Source organism: Bradyrhizobium sp. HKCCYLS1011 (assembly GCF_051167795.1).
Taxonomy (GTDB): Bacteria; Pseudomonadota; Alphaproteobacteria; order Rhizobiales; family Xanthobacteraceae; genus Bradyrhizobium.
In genome coordinates, this window is record NZ_JBNPTT010000004.1 from 65700 (window position 1) to 89740 (window position 24041).

Annotated in this window: 18 protein-coding genes; 9 read left to right on the plus strand and 9 right to left on the minus strand. The window is 65.4% G+C overall.

Annotation, left to right across the window (positions count from 1 at the left end; genetic code table 11):
* Nucleotides 1-57: 57 nt before the first annotated feature.
* Together shc and ACQR1W_RS13330 are read right to left on the minus strand one after the other, a co-directional pair.
* Nucleotides 58-2136 (minus strand): squalene--hopene cyclase, encoded by a 2079-nt coding sequence (gene shc, locus ACQR1W_RS13325; RefSeq protein WP_434851211.1) that lies wholly within the window; start codon nt 2134-2136, stop codon nt 58-60.
* Nucleotides 2137-2364: 228 nt separating this feature from the next.
* On the minus strand, nt 2365-2763 hold the full coding sequence (locus ACQR1W_RS13330) for an MAPEG family protein (protein WP_008967481.1): 399 nt from the start codon (nt 2761-2763) through the stop codon (nt 2365-2367).
* A 106-nt stretch (nt 2764-2869) separates the two neighbouring features.
* Here ACQR1W_RS13330 and hemH point away from each other — a divergent pair, with 106 nt between their 5' ends.
* The 3 genes from hemH (at nt 2870) to ACQR1W_RS13345 (ending at nt 5644) form a co-directional block, all read left to right on the plus strand.
* A complete protein-coding gene (gene hemH, locus ACQR1W_RS13335; protein ID WP_434851212.1) occupies nt 2870-3910 on the plus strand; it encodes a ferrochelatase in 1041 nt (346 codons plus the stop codon).
* Nucleotides 3911-4170: 260 nt separating this feature from the next.
* Nucleotides 4171-5178 (plus strand): SPFH domain-containing protein, encoded by a 1008-nt coding sequence (locus ACQR1W_RS13340; protein WP_434851213.1) that lies wholly within the window; start codon nt 4171-4173, stop codon nt 5176-5178.
* Between the two features lie 19 nt (nt 5179-5197).
* A complete protein-coding gene (locus ACQR1W_RS13345; protein ID WP_434851214.1) occupies nt 5198-5644 on the plus strand; it encodes an NfeD family protein in 447 nt (148 codons plus the stop codon).
* 172 nt (nt 5645-5816) lie between these two features.
* On the opposite strand, the gene ACQR1W_RS13350 is transcribed toward ACQR1W_RS13345, so the two are convergent.
* Nucleotides 5817-7520 (minus strand): outer membrane beta-barrel protein, encoded by a 1704-nt coding sequence (locus tag ACQR1W_RS13350; protein ID WP_434851215.1) that lies wholly within the window; start codon nt 7518-7520, stop codon nt 5817-5819.
* A gap of 172 nt (nt 7521-7692) precedes the next feature.
* On the opposite strand from ACQR1W_RS13350, the gene ACQR1W_RS13355 reads away from it, so the two are divergent.
* Entirely contained in the window at nt 7693-8700 is a 1008-nt protein-coding gene (locus ACQR1W_RS13355) for a KpsF/GutQ family sugar-phosphate isomerase (protein WP_434851216.1), read from the plus strand.
* A gap of 42 nt (nt 8701-8742) precedes the next feature.
* On the opposite strand, the gene ACQR1W_RS13360 is transcribed toward ACQR1W_RS13355, so the two are convergent.
* Nucleotides 8743-9282, minus strand: coding sequence for a carboxymuconolactone decarboxylase family protein (locus tag ACQR1W_RS13360; protein ID WP_434851217.1), 540 nt, complete (start codon nt 9280-9282; stop codon nt 8743-8745).
* Between the two features lie 155 nt (nt 9283-9437).
* Here ACQR1W_RS13360 and ACQR1W_RS13365 point away from each other — a divergent pair, with 155 nt between their 5' ends.
* From ACQR1W_RS13365 to ACQR1W_RS13375, 3 genes are all read left to right on the plus strand, one after another.
* The gene (locus ACQR1W_RS13365; protein ID WP_434851829.1) at nt 9438-9770 is read left to right on the plus strand and encodes a winged helix-turn-helix transcriptional regulator; all 333 of its coding nucleotides are present in this window, start codon (nt 9438-9440) and stop codon (nt 9768-9770) included.
* 118 nt (nt 9771-9888) lie between these two features.
* The gene (locus tag ACQR1W_RS13370) at nt 9889-10713 is read left to right on the plus strand and encodes an arylamine N-acetyltransferase family protein (RefSeq protein ID WP_434851218.1); all 825 of its coding nucleotides are present in this window, start codon (nt 9889-9891) and stop codon (nt 10711-10713) included.
* A 266-nt stretch (nt 10714-10979) separates the two neighbouring features.
* Nucleotides 10980-12587, plus strand: coding sequence for an ATP-binding protein (locus tag ACQR1W_RS13375; RefSeq protein ID WP_434851219.1), 1608 nt, complete (start codon nt 10980-10982; stop codon nt 12585-12587).
* 344 nt (nt 12588-12931) lie between these two features.
* Here ACQR1W_RS13375 and ACQR1W_RS13380 read toward each other — a convergent pair whose 3' ends face one another.
* On the minus strand, nt 12932-14380 hold the full coding sequence (locus ACQR1W_RS13380) for a glutamate synthase subunit beta (RefSeq protein ID WP_434851220.1): 1449 nt from the start codon (nt 14378-14380) through the stop codon (nt 12932-12934).
* A gap of 314 nt (nt 14381-14694) precedes the next feature.
* Entirely contained in the window at nt 14695-19443 is a 4749-nt protein-coding gene (gltB, locus tag ACQR1W_RS13385) for a glutamate synthase large subunit (RefSeq protein ID WP_434851221.1), read from the minus strand.
* A 508-nt stretch (nt 19444-19951) separates the two neighbouring features.
* Here gltB and ACQR1W_RS13390 point away from each other — a divergent pair.
* A complete protein-coding gene (locus ACQR1W_RS13390; RefSeq protein WP_434851222.1) occupies nt 19952-20824 on the plus strand; it encodes a hypothetical protein in 873 nt (290 codons plus the stop codon).
* A gap of 199 nt (nt 20825-21023) precedes the next feature.
* Here the strand turns inward: ACQR1W_RS13390 and ACQR1W_RS13395 are convergent, their stop codons facing one another.
* The gene (locus ACQR1W_RS13395; protein ID WP_434851223.1) at nt 21024-21791 is read right to left on the minus strand and encodes an alpha/beta fold hydrolase; all 768 of its coding nucleotides are present in this window, start codon (nt 21789-21791) and stop codon (nt 21024-21026) included.
* 199 nt (nt 21792-21990) lie between these two features.
* Nucleotides 21991-22476: an Hsp20 family protein gene (locus ACQR1W_RS13400; protein ID WP_434851224.1), complete on the minus strand. Its 486-nt coding sequence runs from the start codon at nt 22474-22476 to the stop codon at nt 21991-21993.
* 220 nt (nt 22477-22696) lie between these two features.
* On the opposite strand from ACQR1W_RS13400, the gene ACQR1W_RS13405 reads away from it, so the two are divergent.
* A complete protein-coding gene (locus tag ACQR1W_RS13405; RefSeq protein ID WP_434851225.1) occupies nt 22697-23644 on the plus strand; it encodes an alpha/beta fold hydrolase in 948 nt (315 codons plus the stop codon).
* A gap of 47 nt (nt 23645-23691) precedes the next feature.
* Here the strand turns inward: ACQR1W_RS13405 and ACQR1W_RS13410 are convergent, their stop codons facing one another.
* Nucleotides 23692-23892 carry a hypothetical protein gene (locus ACQR1W_RS13410; RefSeq protein ID WP_434851226.1) on the minus strand — a complete coding sequence of 67 codons (201 nt, stop codon included), beginning with the start codon at nt 23890-23892 and terminating at the stop codon, nt 23692-23694.
* Between the last annotated feature and the right edge of the window lie 149 nt (nt 23893-24041).

The window sequence follows — 24041 nt, forward strand, 5'->3', positions numbered from 1 at the left end:
TGCCCCGCCTGCGCGGGGCATGACACCGAATATGAGCTCGAACTTCAAATTACGGCGTTAGCCGCGGGGGTGCTCCGAGGCCTTGCCATGCGCCTGCGGCCGCAGCGTGCGTCCCAGTGCCATCAGCGGGAAATAGTGGCAATACATGCCATAGCGCAGCATGAAGGCGCGGGAGAGCTCCGGTCCCTGCATCAGCCGCTGTTGCAGCGACGGATCGGTGAGCTTGATGGTCTGGCCCACGCCATAGCCGGGGAAGCCGGTGCCGGTGAATTCCGGCTCGGCCCAGGTGCCGGCGGACTGATGCTCGATCAGCCACAGGCAGCCGCGCTCGATCGCCTCGCGATCCCCAGGGCGGTTGGCGGCGAGCAGCGCCATCAGCGCCCATGCGGTCTGTGAGGCCGTCGCGGTGCCGCGGCCGACCGCGCTGATGTCCATATAGGACGCACAGCTCTCGCCCCAGCCGCCATTGTCCTGCTGATGCGCGACCAGCCAGTCGCAGGCGCGCTGGATGTAGGGCTGGCTCATGTCTTCGCCGATGGCGGCGAGCGCCGGCAGCACGGCGCCGGTGCCGTAGACGTAGTTCACGCCCCAGCGGCCGAACCACGGCCCGCTCGGCTCCTGCTCGCGACGGATGTAGTCCAGCGCGCGGACCATGGTCGGATGGTTGCGTGACAGCCCGAGCTTGCCGAACGCCTCGATGACGTGAGCCGTGACGTCGACCGAGGGTGGATCGAGCGCCTCACCGAAGTCGCAGAACGGGATCTTGGTCAGGATCTGCTGGTTGTTGTCCTTGTCGAAGGCGCCCCAGCCGCCGCTTTGGCTCTGCATGCCGATCAGCCAGTCGACGCCAAGCTGGATCGCTTCGTCGATGCCCTTGGCCTGCCATTTCGGATCGTGGCGCAGCGGCGCCAGCGCGATCAGCGCCACCGCCGTGTCGTCCGTGTCCGGGTAATAATTGTTGGCATATTCGAAAGCCCAGCCACCCGGCTTGACATGCGGCAGCTTCACCGACCAGTCGCCGGGCACGCGCACCTGCCGCGCCAGCACCCAATTGACGGCCTTCTCGACGGCTTCCGGATAGTCGCCGATCACGCCGGCATCGTCGAACGCGAGCAAGGTCAGGATCGTGTCCCAGACCGGGCTGTTGGTGGCCTGGATGTAGGTCGCCTCTCCGATATCCACCCGCCAGCCCGGATCGTTGAGGGCGTCGAGACCCTTGGCGACGACCGGATGATTGATCGGATAGCCTTCGACGTAGAGCGCCATCAGCCCGTAGATCCAGGGCGGCTGGATACCGCCCCAGGCGCCGTCGAAATCCTGGTGGCGGATCATCCACTCCAGCACGCGGCTCATCGCCGCCGGACGCCACAGGCCGAGATTGAGCCGGTTGCCGAGGTTTTGCAGCGCATGCAGCACCTTGTCGGCGCCGCGGAAGAACTTGTCCCAGCCGCCGGCATCGGCCTTGACCGGCAGCTCGTAATCGAAGGCGCCGCGACCTTTCGGAAACAGCGCGTCCAGCCGGTTCTCCGCCGGCAGTGGCCGGCTTGGCCGTCGCGCCGAGAGGATCGCGATCGGCATCAGCGTGGCGCGCGCCCATTGCGCGAAATTGTAGATCGAGAACGGAAACCAAACCGGGAACCAGATCACCTCGGGTGGGATGTTCGGCACCTTCTCCCACGGCCACTCGCCGAGCAGTGCAAGCCAGTAGCGGGTGAAGACACGGACATTGCGCAAGCCACCCTTGGCCTCGATCCATTGGCGGGCGCGCTGCAGCGCCGGCTCGTCGTCGCTGTGGCCCAGCGAGCGGAGCGCCGCATAGGCCTCCACCGTCGCGTTGATGTCGCCGTTGGGCGCATTGAAATAGATCTGCCAGGAGCCGTCGGCGCGCTGCGTCTGCAGCAGCGCCTGGCCCATGCGCGGGCGCAGCGGATGGTCTTCCAGTCCCATGAACCACAGCGCGAGACACCATTGGGCTTCCATGCAGGCGTTGGATTCCGCCCGCCCGACCCAGTGCCCGTCCGGCTTCTGATGAGCGATCAGCCAGTCGGCGGCGGCCCGCACGGTCGAGTGCAGGGCGGTCTGGAAGTTATCGGGGGCGCTGGCTGTGGCGGCCAGCGTCTTGCCGTTCAACGTCATCACGAGTCCTTTGGCGTCCTTTCAGGGCGCGCCTGTCGCGGGTCCAAAATCCCGTTGCCGTATAGAAAATTTCGGCGGTGAATCCAATCAACTGACCGTGGCGGCGCGGATCAAAGCCGGAACGAAAATGGGCTGCCCGTGCGGCCAACCCCTCGCAGGCTGTGCGCGTCATTAACCGTGTTGGCAGCCGCTCGGTGTGATCCGCATCGCCGCGCTGAAATTCATGGCTCAGATCGGCAGATAGTTGCGCAGGAGCGGCAGGAAGAAGATCGCGACCGTGATCAGGAAGCCGAGTGCCCAGAGGATCGAGCGCAGCGCCGGACGGTTGCCGATATAGGTGAGCACATAGGCCGTGCGCACGATCAGAAACAGCATCGAGAGCTCGTTGATCAGATTCTGGGGTGCGGCGCGGAACTCGGCGAGCAGCACGGCGACGGCGAAGAATGGGAACGCCTCGATCCCGTTCTGGTGCGCGCCCAGTGCGCGCTCGCGGATGCCGCCCTGGTAAAACGCCGGGTCGCGCGGCCGTGCATTGTCATACCGGCCGGCGCTGATCCATTTCACCGGGGCGAGCGTTAATAGGTATAATATCACGCTGGCGAAAATGCAGAGTTCAGCAATCGTCATGGCTCCTCCGGCCTGATGACATCGTCACAATAGCCATTATCTAGACGGGGTTACCGCACCCCGCCAAGCCATCCGTCCAAGCCATCCGTCGTCCCGCCCGGATACCATGACTGCCGCCATCTCTCTCGACAAAGCAACACCGCTGTCTATCGCCAATCCGTCGCGCGTCGGCGTACTCCTGGTCAATCTCGGCACGCCCGATACCGCTGATGCCGCGGGCGTGCGGGTTTACTTGAAGGAATTCCTGTCCGATCCGCGTGTGATCGAGAACCAGGGCCTGTTGTGGAAGCTCATTCTCAACGGCATCATCCTCAACACGCGGCCGCGCCAGAAGGCGCGCGATTACCAGACGATCTGGAACACCGAGAAGAACGAATCGCCACTGAAGACGATCACCCGCGCCCAGAGCGAGAAGCTCGCCGCCAGCATCGCCGACAACGGCGGCCAGGTCGTGGTCGACTGGGCGATGCGCTACGGCAATCCGTCGATCAAGGGAGGCATCGATGCGCTGATGGAAAAGGGCTGCGACCGCATCCTGGTGGTGCCGCTCTATCCGCAATACTCAGCCGCGACCTCGGCCACCGTCTGCGACGAGGTTTTCCGCGTGCTGGCGAGCTTGCGCGCGCAGCCGACCCTGCGGGTGACGCCGCCTTACTACGACGACGATTTCTACATCGAGGCACTGGCGAGCGGAATCGAGAGCCACCTTGCCACCCTGCTGTTCAAGCCCGAGCTGATCGTGGCCTCCTTCCACGGCATGCCGAAGGAGTATGTCGACAAGGGCGATCCCTATCGCGAGCAGTCCGTCGCCACCACCGAGCTGCTGCGCAAGCGGCTCGGCCTGGACGAGCGCAGGCTCCTGCTGACCTTCCAGTCGCGCTTCGGCCGCGCCGAATGGCTGCAGCCCTATACCGACAAGACCATCGCGCAGCTCGCCAAGGATGGCGTGAAGCGCATTGCCGTGGTGATGCCGGGCTTCGCCGCCGACTGCCTGGAGACCCTGGAGGAGATCGCCGGCGAGAATGCCGAGATTTTCAAGCACAACGGCGGCGAAGCCTTTACTGCCGTTCCCTGCTTGAACGATAGCGAGCCGGGCATGGACGTGATCCGCCAACTGGTGCTGCGCGAGCTGCAGGGCTGGATTTAAAGGCCGGATCTGAAGAGGGCGGCGCTTGCAATTTGAAGCAAAGGTTTGTTGACGCGCCGCAGCCTTGATTGTGCGCCGCTTGTTAGGAACGCTCCTGCGTCCCGCAAGACCTTTTACCATACCACGCGACAAAAATAGTTCGCTGAACCGGCCTCGCCGCCACCAAGACAAATTCACGCGGCAATCCCTATCTCTTGGATGGCTGCGGAATCGTGCGAAAGCCCAAGCCTGCTGATCGGGTGTTTCGCCTTGGAGGGGTTATGAGTGGTTTCGACATTTTTGCGATTGCGCTGGTGCTGCTGGTCGTCCTCACGCTGTTTGCTGGCGTGAAGACGGTGCCGCAGGGTTATGACTGGACGGTCGAGCGGTTCGGCAAATACACCCGCACGCTGTCGCCGGGATTGAATATCATTGTGCCCTATTTCGACCGGATCGGGCGCAAGATGAACGTAATGGAGCAGGTGATCGAGATCCCCGAGCAGGAGGTGATCACCAAGGACAACGCCACTGTGACGGTGGATGGCGTCGCCTTCTTCCAGGTGTTCGATGCGGCGAAGGCGAGCTACGAGGTCGCCAGCCTCTCGCAATCCATCATCGTGCTGACCATGACCAACATCCGTTCGGTGATGGGCGCTATGGACCTCGACCAGGTGCTGTCGCATCGCGACGAGATCAACGAGCGGCTGTTGCGCGTGGTCGATGCTGCGGTCTCGCCCTGGGGCGTCAAGGTCAACCGCATCGAGATCAAGGATATCGTGCCGCCGGCCGACCTGGTCGAGGCGATGGGCCGGCAGATGAAGGCCGAGCGCGTCAAGCGCGCCGACATTCTGCAAGCGGAAGGCCAACGCCAGTCGGAGATCCTGCGCGCCGAAGGCGCCAAGCAGAGCCAGATCCTGCAGGCCGAGGGCCGTCGACAGTCTGCCTTCCTCGATGCGGAAGCGCGCGAGCGCGCCGCGCAGGCCGAGGCCAAGGCAACGCAGGTGGTGTCGGAAGCGATTGCCAAAGGCGACGTCGCCGCGCTCAACTACTTCATCGCCGACAAATACATCAAGGCGTTCGGCCAGCTCGCCGATGCCCCGAACCAGAAGGTGATCATGCTGCCGGTGGAGGCGATGGGCATGCTCGGCTCGCTTGCCGGCATCGGCGAGATCGCGAAGGCGACGTTCGGCGAAAGCGCGGCGTCGGCTACGGCGGCTGCGCGGCGAGGAGGCTCGGTGCCGCCGGCAGGCAGCACGCCGCCTTCGCCGCCGGTCCCGCCGCGGACGTGATGACAACGGAGGTCATGTCATGACCGAGATGTTTGTGACGCTGGGCACCTGGAACTGGCTGATCTTCGGCGTCATCCTGATGGCGCTGGAGCTGTTCGCACCAGGCGTCTTCCTGTTCTGGCTGGGCCTGGCTGCGCTGCTGGTCGGGCTGGCATCGTTCGCATTCACCCCAAGCTGGCAGCTGCAGATCCTGATGTTCGCGCTGTTTGCCGCCGCGGCCGTGCCGGTGTGGCGGCGGCTCGCCCGCAGCGCGGCGCGGCCGGCCGGCGACAATCCCTATCTCAACCGGCGCGCGGCCGCGCTAGTCGGCCGGGTGTTTACGTTGGAGAAGCCGATCGTCGACGGCTCCGGCACGGTGCGCATCGATGACACGGTGTGGCGGGTGGCCGGTCCTGATATCCCGGCCGGCAGCCGGGTGCGGATCGTGCAGGCCGATGGTGCCAACCTCACGGTGACCGCGGCGTAGACGCGAGGCGGCTTTGTAGGGTGGGCAAAGGCGCGTGTGTAACCTGTATCCGCCTTTGCTGCTGTGTGAGCTTCCGCGGATCAACCGTATGGCGCGACGCGCCGTGCCCACCATCCGAAGAAGATGTGCGATGGTGGGCACGCTTCGCTTTGCCACCCTACGGTCCTGAGTTCTAATTCTGCAGCCGCACGCCGAGCATCACCACCGTGCCGGATGAGCTTGCGCCGGCGACGTTGGAATCCAGCACGTCGTAGCGCAATGTGCCCCTGAGCCAGAGATTGCGCGTCATCTTGAAGACCAGGTTGCCCTCCGCCGAGTAGGTTTTGTCGCTGCGGCCAAAACCCTGATAGTCGAGCGTGCCGAAGGTGAACTTGCCGATTCCCGTCAGCCAGCGGCGGAAGTCGTGGTCGACCTCGACCGTGTAGGTCCGTACCAGCACTCCCGACGCGCCGGCGACCGTGGTCTCGGCCAACTGCGTATCAGAGAAGAATTTTGCCGTTGTGAGCGGCGTCGCCGACCACACCAGCGAGGCCGTCGTCAAAAAGCCCTCCAGCCGGTTCAGCCTGGGATCGACATAGTTGCGCGCGGCGTAGCCAATCGAGACCTCGCCTGTCAGCAGCCGGGTCAGCTCGAACGAGGTGCCGGCCTTGGCATAGCCGCCGGAGGAGTCGCGCTGATAGAAGGCGCGGTCATATCGCGTGTCATGGACGCGGTTGTCGCCTTCGACTTCCGCGAACGGCTTCACGCCCGGCGAGACTTCGTAGGAGACGCGACCGACCCCGCCATATTGGTTGAAGTTGCGATCGTCGTTCGATGTCATGCTGCCGTCGGTGAGCTTGCTCTGCTCGTAGCTGGTGCGATCGACCGTGGCGCCGGCCGAGAGTTGCAGGCGATTGAAGCGCTGGTCGACGCCGACCGTGGTGCCGAGCGTGGTGTAGACCGGATAGCGGGCGAGCCCGGCCTGGATGTTGGGGCTGCCGGGATTGTCGGTCGCGGCCCGCAGCCGCAGCTGCGCGCCGACCGAGGTGTCCCTGGTGACATCGAGCCGGCCATCGATATGGCCGGTGAAGTCCGGCCGGTCGAGATTGGTCGGCGCCGGGTTGACGCCGCCGTCGATGCTGGCCGGCAGCGAGCCGCCATAGCCGGTGAAGGATCCCCTGAGATCGGCGACCACGGCATGGCGGTCCCAGTCGGAGACGGCGAGAAACTCCGGCGCGACCACCCAGAACGGCATGCCGCGCGCATTTGCCAGCCGCGCGGGGTTGGTGTCATAGCCCGCGGAGATTTCCACGGCCGATTTGACCAGGAACGGCCCCACATAGTCGCCGACCGCGCCGAACGGATCATCCTCGATCTTCAGCCGCCTGCGCGGCGGCTGGCCTGGCACGCTGCCAGCCATCGCCGGCGGCAGCGGCGGCCTGTTGGCGGCCGCTGAGGGCGGCAGCGACGGGCGGAGCTCGCCCACGAGCTCGCCGGGGGGCGGCGTGCCCGGGCCCGGCGGCGGTTTGGGCCGCCGTTGCGCGGGATAGTATTTCGGCCTCTTGCGGGTGCGGTTCAGCGAATCATAGCCCGAGTCCGCCGCGCCGCTCGCCGCCGGCAGGCCGGCCAACGGCCCCTGGCTGACCCGTGATGCGGAGCCGCCGCCGGGGGGCGGCACGGCGCGCGCTGGATCCGGCGGGGCGGGCAGCTCCGTCGCGGCGGTGCGGCGGAGCGGGGAATCCTGCGGCAGCAGGAAGCCGTCAGGGACCGGACGAAGCACGTCCATGGTCTGGGCGGCAGCCGGCGAGGCCATGCTGGCGATAAGCAACAGGCCGGCGCCGGGGGCGCCGCGCCAGACCAAGCGCCTCCTGCGGCCGCTGTCAGGCCCCCAGCCCACGATCAAAATACCCCAACAAAACCATGTATTTGGCCGCGCAGCCCCACGCCGCCGGCAAACCCCGCAGTTAAGGGAGTAAAAACAAATATGGTTAATGGGCTGTTGATGGCGCTCCTGCCGCGCGACCCGTGGTAAAGACGTCAGCCTCATCTGTCTGTCGTGGAACGTGTGAATGCCGACATCGAAACCGCTGATCGAACCTGCCGCTGCCGCCGAGCACGCCGACATCCAGTCCGCGCTCCGTACCCTGGAAACCGGCAGCAACGGCATCGCCGCGATCTCAGCCGCATTGCGCGGCACGCTGGGGCCGGCGTTCACCGCGGCCACCACGCTGATCCGGCAGGCCAAGGGCCGCGCCATCCTGACCGGGCTCGGCAAGTCCGGCCATGTGGCGCGCAAGATCGCCGCCACCCTGGCTTCCACCGGCACGCCGGCGTTTTTCGTTCATGCCGCGGAAGCCGGCCACGGCGATCTCGGCATGATCACCCCCGACGACGTGATCATCGCGCTGTCCTGGTCCGGCGAGCAGCCGGAGATGAAGAACCTCGTCAACTATTCGAAGCGGTTCGCGATCCCGATGATCGCGGTGACATCCAATGCGGCCTCTTCGCTGGGGCAGGCGGCGCGGATCGTGCTGGAGCTGCCGAAGGTGCGCGAGGCCTGTCCGCACAATCTGGCGCCGACCACCTCGACCCTGATGCAGGCGGCGGTCGGCGACGCGCTCGCGATCGCGCTGCTGGAGGGACGCGGTTTCACGGCGCTCGAGTTCGCCAATTTCCATCCCGGCGGCAAGCTCGGGGCGATGCTCAAGCACATCTCCGACCTGATGCGTTCGGGCGACGCGGTGCCGTTGAAGCCGCTCGGCACGGTGATGACGGAGGCGCTGGTGGAGATGTCGGCCAAGGGGCTCGGCTGCGTCATCATCACCGATGCCGGCGGTCATGTCGTCGGCATCATCACCGACGGCGATCTCCGGCGGAAGATGCGGCCCGATTTGATGACATCGCTGGTCGACGACATCATGACGGCCTCGCCGCGCACCGTCCGCAGCGATGCGCTGGCCTCGGAAGCGCTGGAGATCCTCAACTCCGCCAAGATCACGACCCTGATCGTCACCGACGCCAACAAGCCGGTCGGAATCCTGCACATGCACGACCTGCTGCGCGCGGGGGTGGCTTGATCATTTCTCGCTCTCTTTTTCGAAGAGCGGAGTTCAAGACGATCAGTGAGGGAACCGCACCGCGTTTTCCTCCAGCGGCAGGTCGAGCGCCCTCGCGAGATACGACACCGTCCGATAGAACCCGCATAACAGGATGATCTCGAGGATCTGGTCCTCATCATAGTGACTTCTCAGCGCCGCGAACTCGGCTTCGCCGAGCGTTGACCGCTGGTGCAGCGCCTCGACAGCGGCGAGCAGTGCCCGCTCGGCTACCGACCAGCAGGCCGCCTTGCTGCCTTCGACGACGGTCGCGCGGATCTGCTCAGGCGAGAGCTTGGCGGCCGTGGCGAAGGTGCTGATGTGCACGCCCCATTCATATTCGCACCCGTTCAGGGCGCAGGTGCGGTCGATCACGATCTCGCGGTCGCGCAAGGGCAGGGGGCCACGGTCGAGCAGGCTGCCGCCGCGGAATTTGTCCCAGGCGCGGCTGTGGCCGGCCATGACGCGAAACAGCATCAAGGGCGGGGCGCCGCGCATGATCTGGTCGAACTGCATCTGGATGTCGGGCGGATAGGGTGACTGCAGCGGGGTGACGCGGGGCATGGCTTCGGCTCCTGCATTTTGCTACATTTATTGTAGCGATACGCTACGCTTTTTGTAGCACTTGGCAAGAACCGTTTCTGGAGCGAAAGGGAGAACATATGCCGGCGTCGCCGAAGTCGGGACCAGTCAAGTCAGTGGCCGCCAAGCCGGATCCGATGAGGCCGGAGCGAGCCAAGTCACCCGCGGTGCGCGGCTCGCGCTCGGGCCGGCCGATCATGGCGCTGCTCGACCTCTTGGGTCGACGCTGGTCGTTGCGCATCCTGTGGGAATTGCGTGAGGTGGCGCTGACCTCGCGCGCTCTGCGCGCAGCTTGCGACGAGGCTTCACCGACCGTCCTGCAGACCCGCCTTACCGAGCTGCGCAGCGCCGGCTTCATCGCGCTTGCTGATAACGGCTATGCGCTGACGCCGCTCGGCCGGGAGCTGTTGGAAAATTTCCTGCCGCTGCATCGCTTTGCGGAGCGCTGGAGCAGGAGGGCAGGGACATAAGCCTGCAGCTGAGGTGTGGGCAATGCGCACGCGAGGGAGCCAGAACGCGATGCCGCACGATCTGGAACCAGCCATCGCAGCGTGCTATGCGCCTTGAGGCAGAGACAAAGGGACGGCGATGTCCGAAGAATTCCACCTCGACAACTATCTCGCCCGCATTGGCTATCGCGGGCCGCTGAAGCCGGATCTGGCGACGCTTGCGGACCTGAAGGCGGCGCATCTGGACGCGATCGCCTTCGAGGCGCTTGATCCGCTGCTCGGCCGCCCCGTTCATCTCGACCTCGCCTCGGTGCAGCAGAAGCTCGTCGACGGCCGCCGCGGCGGCTATTGCTTCGAGCAGAATGCGCTGCTGCGGGCTGCGCTCGAAGCGATCGGTTTTGCGGTCACCAGCCTGTCCGGGCGCGTGCGCTGGCGGCTCGAGCCCGATGCTCCGCTCGGACCACGCACGCATATGCTGCTCAAGGTCAATCTCGCCGACGGTCCCTATCTGGTCGATGTCGGCTTCGGCTCCTGCCTGGTCGATACGCCGCTGAAGCTGCAGCCTGATATCGTGCAGCCGACCGCGATGGGCACGTTCAGGCTGACGCAGTCCGATGACGGCCTGTTCTGGCTGGCCGCGAAACAGCCCGCGGGCTGGCGCATGATGTATGTGTTCGATCTGCAGCCGCAGCTGCCGTCCGATTACGCGCTCGGCAACTGGTACACCTCGACCCATCCCAGCATGCCCTTCACGTCGATGGTGGTGATGGAGCGGTTGACGCGCGATCGGCGTTACAAGCTCGTCAACCGGCGGCTGGTCACCGAGGCACGCGACGGCGAGATGGTCTCGGAGCAGATGATCCAAACGCCGGACGAGCTCCGCGCTGTGATTGATGACACCTTTGGGGTGACGCTCCCGGCCTCGGCGGATGAGATCTGGCGGCGGATCGACGGGGAGCGGTGAGTTCGTGCCTGAGCGTGTGATGCCGCCACACACGCCCGTCATCTCCTCGTCGTATCCGCCGGGATTGAGCGCCGGCGCGCAGATTGCGATTCAACCATCTGTCGCGGCGCTGACCGGCACACGCATGCGTGTCGCGATGAACGCCCCCATGGCGTTGCGCTTGCGCAGTCGGCTGGAACCTGAATGATCTGTTCCACTCTTCCGACGACTCGGCGCGCGGACTTGCCGCGGCGCCGGAATGGCGATTGCCTGGAGATGGTTTGGAGATGTCGACCTTTGTCTCGCAGGCGACCGGCCTGCAGCCGGGATTATTGTGGTTGAATGTGATTTCCGAGACCGTGCTCGGCTGCGCGTCTTTTGCCATGGCGCTTGCAGTCACGATCTTCCTTTCGCGCCGGCACGGCGACATGTTGCGAATCTTTGTCAGCCTGTTGGGAGCCCTCGGCGTTTTCGCTGCGGTCGGCGCCGTGAGCTGCCTGCTTTCGATCGTCACGTTATGGGTGCCGGTAGATCATCTCGAAACAGCCGTCAGGATGGTGATGGCGCTCATTTCCCTCCCGATCGGGGCCGGGCTGCTGCTCGGATTGCCGCGGCTCCTGGTGATGTCAACGCGGGTCCAGTTGCAGCAGGCTTATGCGGCGCTGGAAGAGGAGACCCGGCAGCGCCGCAAGGCCGAGGCGATGGTGCAGCGTTTCCAGGAGATGGAGGCGAACGAGGCCCAGGTGCGCCAGGCGCAGAAGATGGAGGCGATCGGCCAGCTCACCGGCGGCGTCGCGCACGACTTCAACAACATCCTGACCGTGATCACCGGCTCGATCGAAATGCTCAGCGACGGCGTCAAGGATCGGCCGCTGCTCGCCCAGATCGCATCCATGATCGGTGCCGCCGCGGCGCGGGGCGCTGACCTCACCCGGCGCCTCCTGGCCTTCGCCCGTCAGCAGCCGCTGCAGCCGCGCAGCACGGATGTCAACGCCCTGATTGTCGACGTCGCGCGGCTGCTGCGTCCAACGCTCGGCGTGCAGATCGAGATCGAGGCGATGCTGGTGCACGATGTCGCCCCGGTGCTGATCGATGCGAGCCAGCTCTCGACCGCGATCCTCAATCTGGCGCTGAACGCGCGCGACGCGATGCCCAATGGCGGCAAGCTGACCCTGGAGACCAAGAACGTCGTGCTCGACAACGACTATGCTCGCCTGAACAACAATGAGGTCCAGCCCGGCAACTACGTCATGATCGCGGTCAGCGATACCGGAGAGGGCATCCCGGGCCCCTTGCTCGACAAGGTGTTCGAACCCTTCTTCACCACCAAGGGCCTCGGAAAGGGATCAGGGCTTGGCCTCAGCATGGTCTATGGCTTCGTCAAGCAGTCGAACGGGCACATCAAGATCTACAGCGAGGAGGGCCACGGCACGTCTGTGAAGCTCTATTTGCCGCAGGCCACCAGCGCGCCGGAGAGCGATGCGGATATGTCGGCAGCCGAATCGGGCGTTCGCGAGGACGACCATCACGAGGAGGTCATTCTGATCGTCGAGGATGACGTGCTGGTCCGCGAATATGTGATCAGGCAGATCGAGCGTTTTGGCTACCGCACGCTCACCGCCGGCAACGCCGCCGAGGCGCTCGCCATCATCGACGGTGGCGAGCCGATCGACCTCCTGTTCACCGACGTGATCATGCCCGGTGGCATGAACGGCCGTCAGCTCGCGACCGAAGCCCAGAAGCGGCGTTCGGGGCTCAAGGTGCTCTACACCTCCGGCTACACCGAGAATGCCATCGTGCATCACGGCCGGCTCGATGCGGGCGTGATGCTGTTGCCGAAGCCGTATCTCAGCTCCGATCTCGCCCGCGCCATCAGCGCGGCGCTGGCGGCGTGAGTGGAAGGGTGATCCGTAGGATGGGTAGAGCGAAGCGAAACCCATCGGACGTTCTGGGCGCGATGATGGGTATCGCTTCGCTCCACCCATCCTACGAGCTAGCTGAGCACAAATTCAGCCACACGATACGCGGTCATCACCCGCCCCCGGGTCTCGCCTTCGGCGAGCCCGAGGACGGGCTCCGGCGGGGTATCCAGTACGCCGTGGCCTCTCGATCCTGACCGCTGGCAGCTCGGAATACTCGATCACCCGCCTGCGCGGGTGATGACAGTTTGAGTTGCGGTGTGAGCGCGAACTATATCGCGAAAGGTCAGCGAAACAGTAGCTGCTAGCCTCGCCTCACCTCACCGCGGCAGATCGGTTTCGCCCATCAGGAACTTGTCGATCGCTTGCGCGCAGAGCCGGCCCTCGCGGATCGCCCATACCACCAGCGACTGGCCGCGGCGCATGTCGCCGGCCGAGAACACCTTCTGCACCGAGGTTTGATAGTCGGTCAGGTTGGCCTTGACGTTGCCGCGCGGATCGAGATCGACGCCGAGGCTCTTGAGCAGGCCCTCATGCACCGGATGGACGAAGCCCATCGCCAGCAGCACGAGGTCGGCTGACAGCTCGAACTCGGTGCCGGGGAGCGGCTTGAACTGGCCGTCGACGCGGACGCAGGTGAGCTTCTTCAGCGCGCCGTTCTCGCCCTCGAACTTCTGGGTCAGCACGGCGAATTCGCGCGCGGCGCCTTCGGCCTGGCTCGACGAGGTCCGCATCTTCAAGGGCCAGTTCGGCCAGGTGAGCGCCTTGTTCTCGCGCTCGGGCGGGGCGGGCATGATCTCGAGCTGGGTCACCGACAGCGCGCCCTGACGCAGCGAGGTGCCGATGCAATCGCTGCCGGTGTCGCCGCCGCCGATCACCACCACATGCTTGCCGCCCGCAAGAATGTCGGTCGCATTGACCGGCTCTTCGCTCACACGGCGGTTCTGCTGCGGCAGGAAGTCCATCGCGAAATGGATGCCGGACAGATCACGGCCGGGGATCGGCAAATCGCGCGGCGCCTCGGCGCCGCCGGTCAGCGCGACCGCGTCATGGTCCTTCAACAGCGTCTTGGCATCGAGGCCGCCATTGCTGCCGACATGAACGCCATAATGGAAGGTGATGCCTTCACCTTCCATCTGCGCGATGCGGCGGTCGATGATGCCCTTCTCCATCTTGAAGTCGGGAATGCCGTAACGCAGCAGGCCGCCGGCCTTGGCGTGCTTCTCATAGACGTGGACGTCGTGCCCGGCGCGCGCCAGCTGCTGCGCGCAGGCGAGCCCGGCCGGGCCAGCGCCTACGACCGCAACTTTCTTGCCGGTCTTGACCGCCGGCGGCTCGGGCTTGATCCAGCCCTGCTCGAAGGCCTTGTCGACGATGGCGCACTCGATCGTCTTGATGGTCACCGGGTTGTCGTCGATATTGAGCGTGCACGACGCTTCGCACGGCGCGGGACAGATGCGCCCGGTGAACTCGGGGAAATTGTTGGTCGAGTGCAGGTTGCGCGCGGCCTCTTCCCAATTGCCGTTGTAGACGAGGTCGTTCCAGTCCGGGATCTGGTTGTTGACCGGGCAGCCGGGCGCTCCCGGCGCGGCCGAGCCAGTGCCGTGGCAATAGGGGATGCCGCAATTCATGCAGCGCGCCGCCTGGTCGCGCAGCTCCCTCTCGGACAGCGGCACCACGAATTCCTGGAAGTGCTTCAGGCGGTCGGCAACCGGCGTGTACTTGCGATCGTGCCGCTCGATTTCGAGAAAACCTGTGACCTTGCCCATGAACCTACGACGTCCCTTTGTATCTGCGCATGGTCTGGTCCGAAAACCGGTCGCCACTTTTCGGGACCATGCGGTCTATCTCGGCCTCATGGTTCGAGACGGCGCTTTCGCGCCTCCTCACCATGAGGAATTAGCTCCGTGTTTCCCTTCATCCCCGGGGAGCGGCGCCTTCGCCGCGTCTCGGAGGGATGAGGCCCATCCATTTCCGTCCGTCATTCCGGGACGGCGCGTCAGTGCCGGACCCGGAATCTCGAAATTGTGGCGCGAGATTCCGGGTTCAGCCCTGCGGGCTGCCCCGGAATGACGCCAAGACATTAAGCCCCGATCGCGATCTTCGGCTCGGCGTCGGCGTTGGCCGCGAGCTCCTTCAGCGCGCGGCGGTATTCCACCGGCATCACCTTGCGGAACTTCGGCGCATAGTCCTTCCAGTTCGCCAGGATGTCAGCCGCGCGCGCCGAGCCCGTCGCCTTGGCGTGGCGCGAGATCAGGACATGCAGCCGCTCGACATCGGAGGCGAGCAGGTTCTTGAACACGTCGACCCGGCCATGCGCTTCGAGATCGCCCATCTGGTGATAGGTGTCCTCGGCGATCATCTCCTCCGACAGCACCGGCTCGAGATCGACCATCGCCATGTTGCAGAGCTTGTCGAAATCGCCGGCCTCGTCGAGCACATAGGCGACGCCGCCGGACATGCCGGCTGCGAAGTTGCGCCCGGTCTTGCCGAGCACGACCACGATGCCGCCGGTCATGTATTCGCAGCAATGGTCGCCCGCACCTTCGACGACGGCGAGCGCGCCGGAATTGCGCACAGCGAAGCGCTCGCCGGCGATGCCGCGGAAATAGCACTCGCCGGAGATCGCGCCATACATCACGGTGTTGCCGACGATGATCGATTCCTCCGGCACGATGCCGGAGACGCGCGGCGGCTTGACGATGATGCGGCCGCCGGACAGGCCCTTGCCGACATAGTCGTTGCCTTCGCCTTCGAGCTCGAAGGTGACGCCATGCGCAAGCCATGCGCCGAAGGCCTGGCCCGCGGTACCCATCAGGCTGACATGGATGGTGTCATGCGGCAGGCCGGCATGGCCGTAGATCTTGGCGACTGCACCGGAGAGCATGGCACCGGCCGAGCGGTCAGTGTTGTTGATCTCGGCCTCGATCTTCACCGGCGCGCCGCGGTCGAGGGCAGGGCCCGCTTGCGCGATCAGCTTGCGGTCGAGCACGGCTTCCAGATGATGGTTCTGCGCCTCGGAGCGGTAGATCTTCTGGCCCGGCTCCTCCTTCTGCTTCACGAACAGCTTGGAGAAGTCGAGACCCTTGGCCTTCCAATGCGCCACCAGCCGGGACTGGTCCAGCATCTGCACCTGACCGATCATCTCGTTGAAGCTGCGATAGCCGAGGCTGGCCATGATCTCGCGGACCTCTTCGGCCACGAAGAAGAAGTAGTTGATGACGTGCTCGGGCTGGCCGGTGAAGCGCTTGCGCAGCACCGGGTCCTGCGTGGCAACGCCGACCGGACAGGTGTTGAGGTGGCACTTGCGCATCATGATGCAGCCGGCCGCGATCAAGGGCGCCGTGGCGAAGCCGAACTCGTCGGCCCCGAGCAGCGCGCCGATGACGACGTCACGCCCGGTGCGGAAGCCGCCATCGACCTGGACCACGATGCGGCTGCGCAGCCGCTCGCGCACCAGGGTCTGGTGGGTTTCAGCGAGGCCGATCTCCCACGGCGAACCGGCATGCTTGATCGAGGTCAGCGGCGAGGCACCGGTGCCGCCCTCGAAGCCCGCGATGGTCACATGGTCGGCGCGCGCCTTGGCAACGCCGGCAGCGACCGTGCCGACGCCCACTTCTGAGACCAGCTTCACCGAGACCTGGCCGTCGGGATTGACGTTCTTCAGGTCGTAGATCAGCTGCGCCAAGTCTTCGATCGAATAGATGTCGTGATGCGGCGGCGGCGAGATCAGGCCGACGCCCGGCGTCGAATGCCGCACCTTGGCGATGGTGGCATCGACCTTGTGGCCGGGCAGCTGGCCGCCTTCGCCGGGCTTGGCACCCTGCGCCATCTTGATCTGCATCATGTCGGAGTTGACGAGATATTCCGTCGTCACGCCGAAGCGGCCGGAGGCCACCTGCTTGATCGCCGAGCGCATCGAATCGCCATTCGGCAGCGGCTTGAAGCGATCGGCTTCCTCGCCGCCTTCGCCGGTGTTCGATTTGCCGCCGATCCGGTTCATCGCGATCGCCAATGTCGTGTGCGCCTCGCGCGAGATCGAGCCGAACGACATCGCACCTGTGGCAAAGCGCCTGACGATGTCCTTGGCCGGCTCGACCTCGTCGAGCGGGACAGGCTTGCGCTTGTCGTCCTCGGCCGACTTGATCCGGAACAGGCCGCGCAGGGTGACGAGCCGCTCGGACTGCTCGTTGAGAATCTTGGCGAACGCCTGGTAACGCTCCCTGGAATTGCCGCGCACCGCATGCTGCAGGGTCGAGACCGACTCCGCGGTCCAGGCGTGGTCCTCGCCGCGGCTACGGAAGGCGTATTCGCCGCCGACATCGAGCGCGCTCTTGTAGACCAGCGCATCGCCGAACGCGTCGGTGTGACGCCGCGCAGTTTCCTCGGCGATTTCAGGCAGGCCGACGCCTTCGATACGGCTGTGCGTGCCGGCGAAGAACTTCTGCACGAACTCGCCCCGAAGGCCGACCGCGTCGAAGATCTGCGCGCCGCAATAGGACTGATAGGTCGAGATGCCCATCTTGGACATCACCTTGAGCAGGCCCTTGCCGATCGACTTGATGTAGCGCTTGACGACTTCGTAGTCGCTGAGCGCGCCGGGCAGGCGGTCCTTCAGCGCGACGATGGTCTCGAAGGCGAGATAGGGGTTGATCGCCTCGGCGCCGTAGCCGGCGAGGCACGCGAAGTGATGCACCTCGCGCGGCTCGCCCGATTCGACCACGAGGCCGACCGAGGTGCGCAGGCCGGTGCGGATCAGATGATGATGCACGGCGGCGCAGGCGAGCAGCGAGGGGATCGGAATCCGCTCGGCCGACACCATGCGGTCGGACAGGATGATGATGTTGACGCCCTCGCGGACGGCGGCTTCGGCGCGGCCGCAGAGATCGTCGAGCATCTGCTCGAAGCCGGCCGCGCCCAGGCTCGCATCGAAGGTGGTGTCGAGCGTGCGCGAGACGAAATGGCTGTCGGAGACTTCCGAGATCGAGCGGATCTTCTCGAGGTCGGCATCGGTCAGGATCGGCTGATGCACCTCGAGCCGCTTGGTCGAGGCGACGCCCTCGAGGTCAAACAGGTTCGGCCGGGGTCCGATGATCGAGACCAGGCTCATCACCAGCTCCTCGCGGATCGGGTCGATCGGCGGGTTGGTGACCTGGGCGAAGTTCTGCTTGAAATAGGTGAAGAGCAGCTTCGTCTTGTCCGACAGCGCCGAGATCGGCGTGTCGTTGCCCATCGAGCCCGTGGCCTCCTCGCCGGTCGCGGCCATCGGCGTCATCAGGATGTTGATGTCTTCCTGGGTGTAGCCGAACGCCTGCTGCCGATCCAAGAGCGGCAGGTTGGTGCGTGCGCCCTTGGTCGGCGCATCCGGCAGTTCCTCGACCTGGATCTGCGTGCGCGCCAACCACTCCTTATAGGGATGGCTCGCCGCGAGCTGCGCCTTGATCTCGTCGTCGGGAATGAGGCGGCCCTGTTCGAGGTCCACGAGCAGCATCTTGCCCGGCTGCAGCCGCCACTTGGTGACGATCTGGTCCTCCGGGATCTTCAAGACGCCCATCTCGGACGCCATCACGATGCGGTCGTCCTTGGTGACGAGATAGCGCGCCGGCCGCAAGCCGTTGCGGTCGAGCGTGGCGCCGATCTGGCGGCCGTCGGTGAAGGCGATCGCGGCCGGGCCGTCCCACGGCTCCATCAGCGCGGCGTGATACTCATAGAAGGCGCGGCGCTGTTCGCTCATCAGCGGATTGCCCGCCCACGCCTCGGGGATCATCATCATCACCGCGTGCGGCAGCGAGTAGCCGCCCTGCACCAGGAATTCCAGCGCGTTATCGAAGCAGGCGGTGTCGCTCTGGCCTTCATAGGAGATCGGCCAGAGCCGGCTGATGTCCTTGCCGAACAGCTCCGAGCTCACCGAGGCCTGGCGGGCGGCCATCCAGTTGACGTTGCCGCGCAGCGTGTTGATCTCGCCGTTATGGGCGATCATCCGGTAAGGATGCGCCAGCGACCAGGTCGGGAAGGTGTTGGTGGAGAAGCGCTGATGCACCAGCGCCAGCGCGCTCTCGAAGTCCGGCTCGTGCAGGTCAGCGTAGTACTTGCCGAGCTGGTCGGCCAGGAACATGCCCTTGTAGATCACGGTCCGGCATGACATCGAGCAGGTGTAGTAGCCCGACATGCCGCGGTCGCGGCGCTGATAGATCGCCTGCGAGATCGACTTGCGCAGGATGTAGAGCCGGCGCTCGAATTCGTCGTCGGTCTTGGCGGCGCCGTTGTGGCCGATGAACACCTGCATGTGCGTCGGCTCGGTCGGCTTCACGGTGACGCCGAGCGAGGAATTGTCGGTCGGCACCTCGCGCCAGCCGAGCAGCACCATGCCCTCGTCCTCGATCTGGTCGGCGATGATGCTCTTGATGACGTTGCGCCACGCGGTCTCGCGCGGCATGAACAGTGCGCCGATGGCGTATTCGCCCGGTGCGGGCAGCGTGAAGCCGAGCTCGGCCGCCTTGCGGGCGAAGAAGCCGTGCGGGATCTGGACCAGGATGCCGGCGCCGTCGCCGAAGCGCGGGTCGGCGCCGACGGCGCCGCGATGCTCGAGATTGCAGAGGATGCTGAGCGCGTCCGCCACGATCTGATGCGACTTCTGGCCCTTGATGTTGGCAATGAAGCCGACGCCGCAGGAATCCTTCTCCTGGGCGGGATCGTACAGGCCTTCGGCCTGCGGGCGCCAAGAATGGAGTTCCCTATGAAGTTCCCGCGCGGTATCGGCCGTTTTCACGCGGGATTCCGTCGCCAGCACTGCGCCTTCACTCTTCTCGTGCTCGAACATCGACCCGCTCATCATCCATCCCCTTTTTTTCGGTCAGGGCCCTGCCACCACCGTCCGGCGCACCTCGGGCGTCGCGCGGTCCCTCTCCGGAACCATCGCTCGTCCTCATCAGCGAGCCGCATTTTCAGAATTCAGGCGCGTGTCCGGGTGAAACGTCCCAGCGGACGGCCCGCACCTGTCATGTCACAGCGCCCTTCGGCGCCGCAATATCATTGCAAAGGTCATGGGCTCTTTGCAACGAAATTTGAGACAGCCATTCTGTCCTACCGCCGCACCATGTCAAATCTTAATTTATCATACAAGGGCCGCACTGTCCCGGGCGCTTGTGCTGGCCGGGTCCCCGCAGCGCGGCTTTTTCGCGGCTCGAACCGCAAATCTACTTTACCTTTTTGCGATCGGCCGCCCCGATCCCGCCCAAGCTCTGACCAAGGACCGCCAGAATCGAGGCCGAACGTTTGCGCCCCACACGTCAGGGAGCGCAAGGCTCCAGCCATGCGGGGGCATTCAGGAGCGTAAAGCCATGAAATTATTTGTTGGTGCCGTCTCGGCCGCCTTGATCGCGGCGGCGGCCGCGCAGGCCGAGCCGCTGGCGCCGTCCTACCGCGCGGTGTCAGATTTCGACGGCCCCTATGCGGACCAGCCGCTCCCGCCAGCGCCGGTTCCGCCGCCCGCGCCACGCTATGGCTATGGACCGGGCCCGGACTACGGCTACCAGCCCGAGGATCGTTATCCACCGCCGCGCCAATATCGGCCCGAGGGATATGCCCCCGATTATGGCTATGCCCCGGCGTTCCTGCCGGTGCATGAGGTCTACGCGATCCTGCGCGACCACGGCTTCTCGCCGTTGGGTGCGCCGCGACAGCGCGGCAATGTCTATGTCATCGCGGTGCTGGATCGCGACGGTGAGGACGGCAAGATCGTCATCGACGCGGTATCCGGGCGCATCGTTCGCTTCGTGCCAGCGTTCCAATGGGGCAATGAATATGAGCGGATGCGCTATGCGCCGCCACGAGGCCAGATCGACAATCTGCCACCGCCGACGGTGATCCGGGCCGACCCGCGGATTGTCCCGCCGGCGCCAGTTGAGCCGCGTCTGGCGAGCCGCGCCGCGCCTGCCCCGCTGCCGAGAGTGGCCGCCCCCGCGGTCCGGCCGGCCGCGCCGGCGCAGACTGCGGCGCTCAATCCGAGGCCTGCCGAGGCCAAGCCGGTCGAGAGCCGACCCGCGCCGCAGACCACCGCCACCATCGCCCAGCCGCAGCCGCCCGCAGCTGAGCAGAAGCCGGCGCCGCAGACCACGGCATCGGTCACGTCACAGAGGCCCGTCATCGAGCAGAAGCCTGCGCCGCAGGTCCTGCCGACGCAGGCCATGCCGCCGGTGCAGGCGCTGGAGTAGGGGGGCCGCCGGAGCTTCTGCCCTGCCTCTCACGCACAACACTGTCATCGCCCGGCTCGACCGGGCGATCCAGTATTGCAGAGACGTCAGAACTAAGATCGAGGGGCCTCGGCGTACTGGATGCCCCGCCCTCGCCTTCGCGGGGCATGACGATCTTATTGTTTGAGGCGATCCGAACACCTCGCAGGCTTGCGTATAGCTACTCCGCCCGCCCTGCCGCTTTCAGGATCAGGTCCGCGACCTCCTTCGGATGCGACACCAGCGACAGGTGGCCGGCATCGAGCTCGACTGTGGTTGCGTTGATGCGCTTGGCCAGGAAGCGCTCGAAATCCGGATCGATCGTCTTGTCCTGTTTCGACACTGCGTAGAAGGACGGCTTGTCGTGCCAGGCCGCGGCGGTGGTGCGGCTGGCGAAGATCGAAGCCGCCGTCGGCCATTGCACCGCATAGAGCTCCTTGGCCGTGGTCGCATCGACGCCGTTGGCGAAGTACTTCAGGAAAGCGTCCTCCGACAGCTTGGTCTCGCCGTCATGATTGACGATGCCGGCGCGCGCCGGCGGATTGGGATACTTGCCCGCCAGCGCCACGAAATCCTCGCCCGCATCCGGCGCCCGCGCGGCGATATAGACCAGCGCGCTGACTTTCGGATCGGTGCCGACCTCGCTGACGACAGTGCCGCCCCAGGAATGGCCGACCAGCACGGTCGGGCCGTCCTGCAAAGCCAGCGCACGGCGGGTGGCGGCGGCGGAGTCGTCCAGCGACGTCAGCGGATTTTGCACGGCGGTGACCTTCAGCCCCGCCGCCTGCAGATAGGGAATGACCTTGGCCCAGCTCGAGCCGTCGGCCCAGGCGCCGTGCACCAGCACGACATTGCTGGCTTTGACCGGCTCGGCGGGGGCGGCCGAGGCAGCAGTGCCGGCTGCGATCAGCGCCGCGGCGGCGAACGTGAGAGTGCGAACGAGGTTCATCGGTTTGCTCCGTGAGGGGATGAGAGAGGGACGGCTTGATCGCGATCACTCTCGTCATCGCCATGGAGCGGTGTGTCGTTACGGTGTCTCACGGCGACTTGATCGCAGTGCAGCAAATCCGACGCTGAGACCAAGGCAAACAAAAACGCCCCGGAGATCCGGGGCGTTTCGTATTCGAACGATGCGGTTCGCGTTGGCCTTACGCGGCGGCCTTGGCGGCGGAGCCCTCGATCACCGGCTGCTGCTGCGAGCCCTGCGCGCTGGTCGCGATCGGAATGCTGCGGGGCTTCTTGGCCTCCGGAATCTCGCGCTCGAGGTCGACATGGAGCAGGCCGTTCTCAAGGCTGGCGTTCTTGACCACCACATGGTCGGCGAGCTGGAAGGAGCGCTCGAAGGCGCGCGCGGCGATGCCGCGATAAAGCACTTCGCTCTTGGCCTTGCCGTTCTCGTTGGCGGCCTTGTCGCCCTTGATCGTCAGCGTGTTCTCCTTGGCGACGATCGCAAGATCATCCTTGCCGAAACCGGAGACGGCAACCGTAATGCGGTAGGCATTCTCGCCGGTGCGCTCGATGTTGTAGGGCGGATAGCCGGGGCTGCCGTCGGAGGTGGCCTGATCGAGCAGGCTGAAGAGACGGTCGAAGCCGACGGTGGAGCGATAGAAGGGGGTGAGATCGTAGGTACGCATGAAAGTCCTCCATTGAGCGACTGGTTCAATGACCCGCCCGCCATAGGGCCGGGCCGTTCGTGCAGCCTGATGTTTCGGAGGTCATCCGAAAGCACTGGTAGCGGCCTGCACGCTGCTGATATGGGTGGAACGCCGCGCCGTTCAAGCCGGCGCGATGTCCCTCTTTTTGCTGCTTCCCACTCTTGATTCCCTCCGGCTCTTACCTATTCGATCGCGCCTCATGACGCTCGTCTCGATTCCCGCCAACCCCGTCCCCGAAAACGTCGTCACCGGCACCATCAAGACTCCCGATGGCGCCGAGCTGCGCTTTGCGCGCTGGGCGCCATCGTCGGGCCGCAAGGGCACGGTCTGCATCTTCACCGGCCGCAGCGAGATGATCGAAAAGTACTTCGAGACGGTGCGGGATCTGCGCGACCGCGGCTTCGCGGTGGCGATCATCGACTGGCGGGGCCAAGGGCATTCGTCGCGACGCTTACGCGATCCGCGCAAGGGCTATGTGCGCTCCTTCACCGACTACGAGGTCGACGTCGAGACCTTCGTGCAGCAGGTGGTGCTGCCCGATTGTCCGCCGCCGCATTTTGCGCTGGCGCATTCGATGGGCGGCACGGTGCTGCTTAGGCTTGCGCATGCCGGCAAGCGCTGGTTCGACCGCGTGGTGCTGTCAGCGCCGATGATCGACCTGCCGGGACGGCGCACGTCGTTGCCGGCGCGGCTGTTGTTGAAGACGCTGCGCTTCGCCGGCCAGGGCGGCAGCTATGTGCCGGGCGGCGGCGACGCGATCGCAGGGCTGGAGCCGTTCGTCAGCAATCCCGTCACCTCCGATCCCGTGCGTTACGCCCGTAACGCGGCGATCCTGGAGGAGGACCCGACGCTCGGTATCGGATCGCCGACGGTGGCCTGGGCGGACGCCGCCTTCTCGGCCATGGTCACCTTCCGCGGCATGAATTACCCGTCCCAGATCCGTCAGCCGATCCTGATGCTCGCCGCCTCCAACGACACCGTGGTGTCGACCTCGGCGATCGAGGAGTTCGCCTATCATGTGCGCGCCGGCTCGCACCTCGTGATCGCGGGCGCCAAACATGAGATCCTGCAGGAGCAGGATCGCTATCGCAGCCAGTTCTGGGCCGCGTTCGATGCGTTCGTGCCGGGCACGCCGCTGTTTGGGTGAGGAGGCGTCACCGCTCTCTCGTCAGTGGACGCGAGCCCGCGCCCAGATCATGCCCCGCCGACGCCGCGGATGATGGTGCCGCGACCGGCACAGGTCGGGCATGGGGCATCGCCGATCCGGCCGCGGCCGTGGCAGTCGGGGCAGAGATCCTCGCCGGTGCCGGGCGTTCCCCGCGGCGCTTCGTCGCCGGGGTTGAGCTTGGCCTCGGAGGGTTGCACACGCGTCGTGTCTGCATTGTTCCCGGTCATGGCGTTTCTCCTTGTCGCAGACGTCAACGCCGCAGGCTTGCAGTGGTGCCAGGGGTTCGAGACCCCCGAACCATGGTTTCGGACAGCAAACAACAAAGCCGCCGGCGAGGCGGCGTGTGCGCCTCGCCAATGTTACAGTTCGTGGGGCG

What these genes read in the sequence shown, in the direction of transcription:
- shc (WP_434851211.1), bottom strand. Translation starts at nt 2,136, where the DNA reads ATGACGTTGAACGGCAAGACGCTGGCCGCCACAGCCAGCGCCCCCGAT.
- ACQR1W_RS13330 (WP_008967481.1), bottom strand. Translation starts at nt 2,763, where the DNA reads ATGACGATTGCTGAACTCTGCATTTTCGCCAGCGTGATATTATACCTA.
- hemH (WP_434851212.1), top strand. Translation starts at nt 2,870, where the DNA reads ATGACTGCCGCCATCTCTCTCGACAAAGCAACACCGCTGTCTATCGCC.
- ACQR1W_RS13340 (WP_434851213.1), top strand. Translation starts at nt 4,171, where the DNA reads ATGAGTGGTTTCGACATTTTTGCGATTGCGCTGGTGCTGCTGGTCGTC.
- ACQR1W_RS13345 (WP_434851214.1), top strand. Translation starts at nt 5,198, where the DNA reads ATGACCGAGATGTTTGTGACGCTGGGCACCTGGAACTGGCTGATCTTC.
- ACQR1W_RS13355 (WP_434851216.1), top strand. Translation starts at nt 7,693, where the DNA reads ATGCCGACATCGAAACCGCTGATCGAACCTGCCGCTGCCGCCGAGCAC.
- ACQR1W_RS13360 (WP_434851217.1), bottom strand. Translation starts at nt 9,282, where the DNA reads ATGCCCCGCGTCACCCCGCTGCAGTCACCCTATCCGCCCGACATCCAG.
- ACQR1W_RS13365 (WP_434851829.1), top strand. Translation starts at nt 9,438, where the DNA reads ATGAGGCCGGAGCGAGCCAAGTCACCCGCGGTGCGCGGCTCGCGCTCG.
- ACQR1W_RS13370 (WP_434851218.1), top strand. Translation starts at nt 9,889, where the DNA reads ATGTCCGAAGAATTCCACCTCGACAACTATCTCGCCCGCATTGGCTAT.
- ACQR1W_RS13375 (WP_434851219.1), top strand. Translation starts at nt 10,980, where the DNA reads ATGTCGACCTTTGTCTCGCAGGCGACCGGCCTGCAGCCGGGATTATTG.
- ACQR1W_RS13380 (WP_434851220.1), bottom strand. Translation starts at nt 14,380, where the DNA reads ATGGGCAAGGTCACAGGTTTTCTCGAAATCGAGCGGCACGATCGCAAG.
- gltB (WP_434851221.1), bottom strand. Translation starts at nt 19,443, where the DNA reads ATGAGCGGGTCGATGTTCGAGCACGAGAAGAGTGAAGGCGCAGTGCTG.
- ACQR1W_RS13390 (WP_434851222.1), top strand. Translation starts at nt 19,952, where the DNA reads ATGAAATTATTTGTTGGTGCCGTCTCGGCCGCCTTGATCGCGGCGGCG.
- ACQR1W_RS13395 (WP_434851223.1), bottom strand. Translation starts at nt 21,791, where the DNA reads ATGAACCTCGTTCGCACTCTCACGTTCGCCGCCGCGGCGCTGATCGCA.
- ACQR1W_RS13400 (WP_434851224.1), bottom strand. Translation starts at nt 22,476, where the DNA reads ATGCGTACCTACGATCTCACCCCCTTCTATCGCTCCACCGTCGGCTTC.
- ACQR1W_RS13405 (WP_434851225.1), top strand. Translation starts at nt 22,697, where the DNA reads ATGACGCTCGTCTCGATTCCCGCCAACCCCGTCCCCGAAAACGTCGTC.
- ACQR1W_RS13410 (WP_434851226.1), bottom strand. Translation starts at nt 23,892, where the DNA reads ATGACCGGGAACAATGCAGACACGACGCGTGTGCAACCCTCCGAGGCC.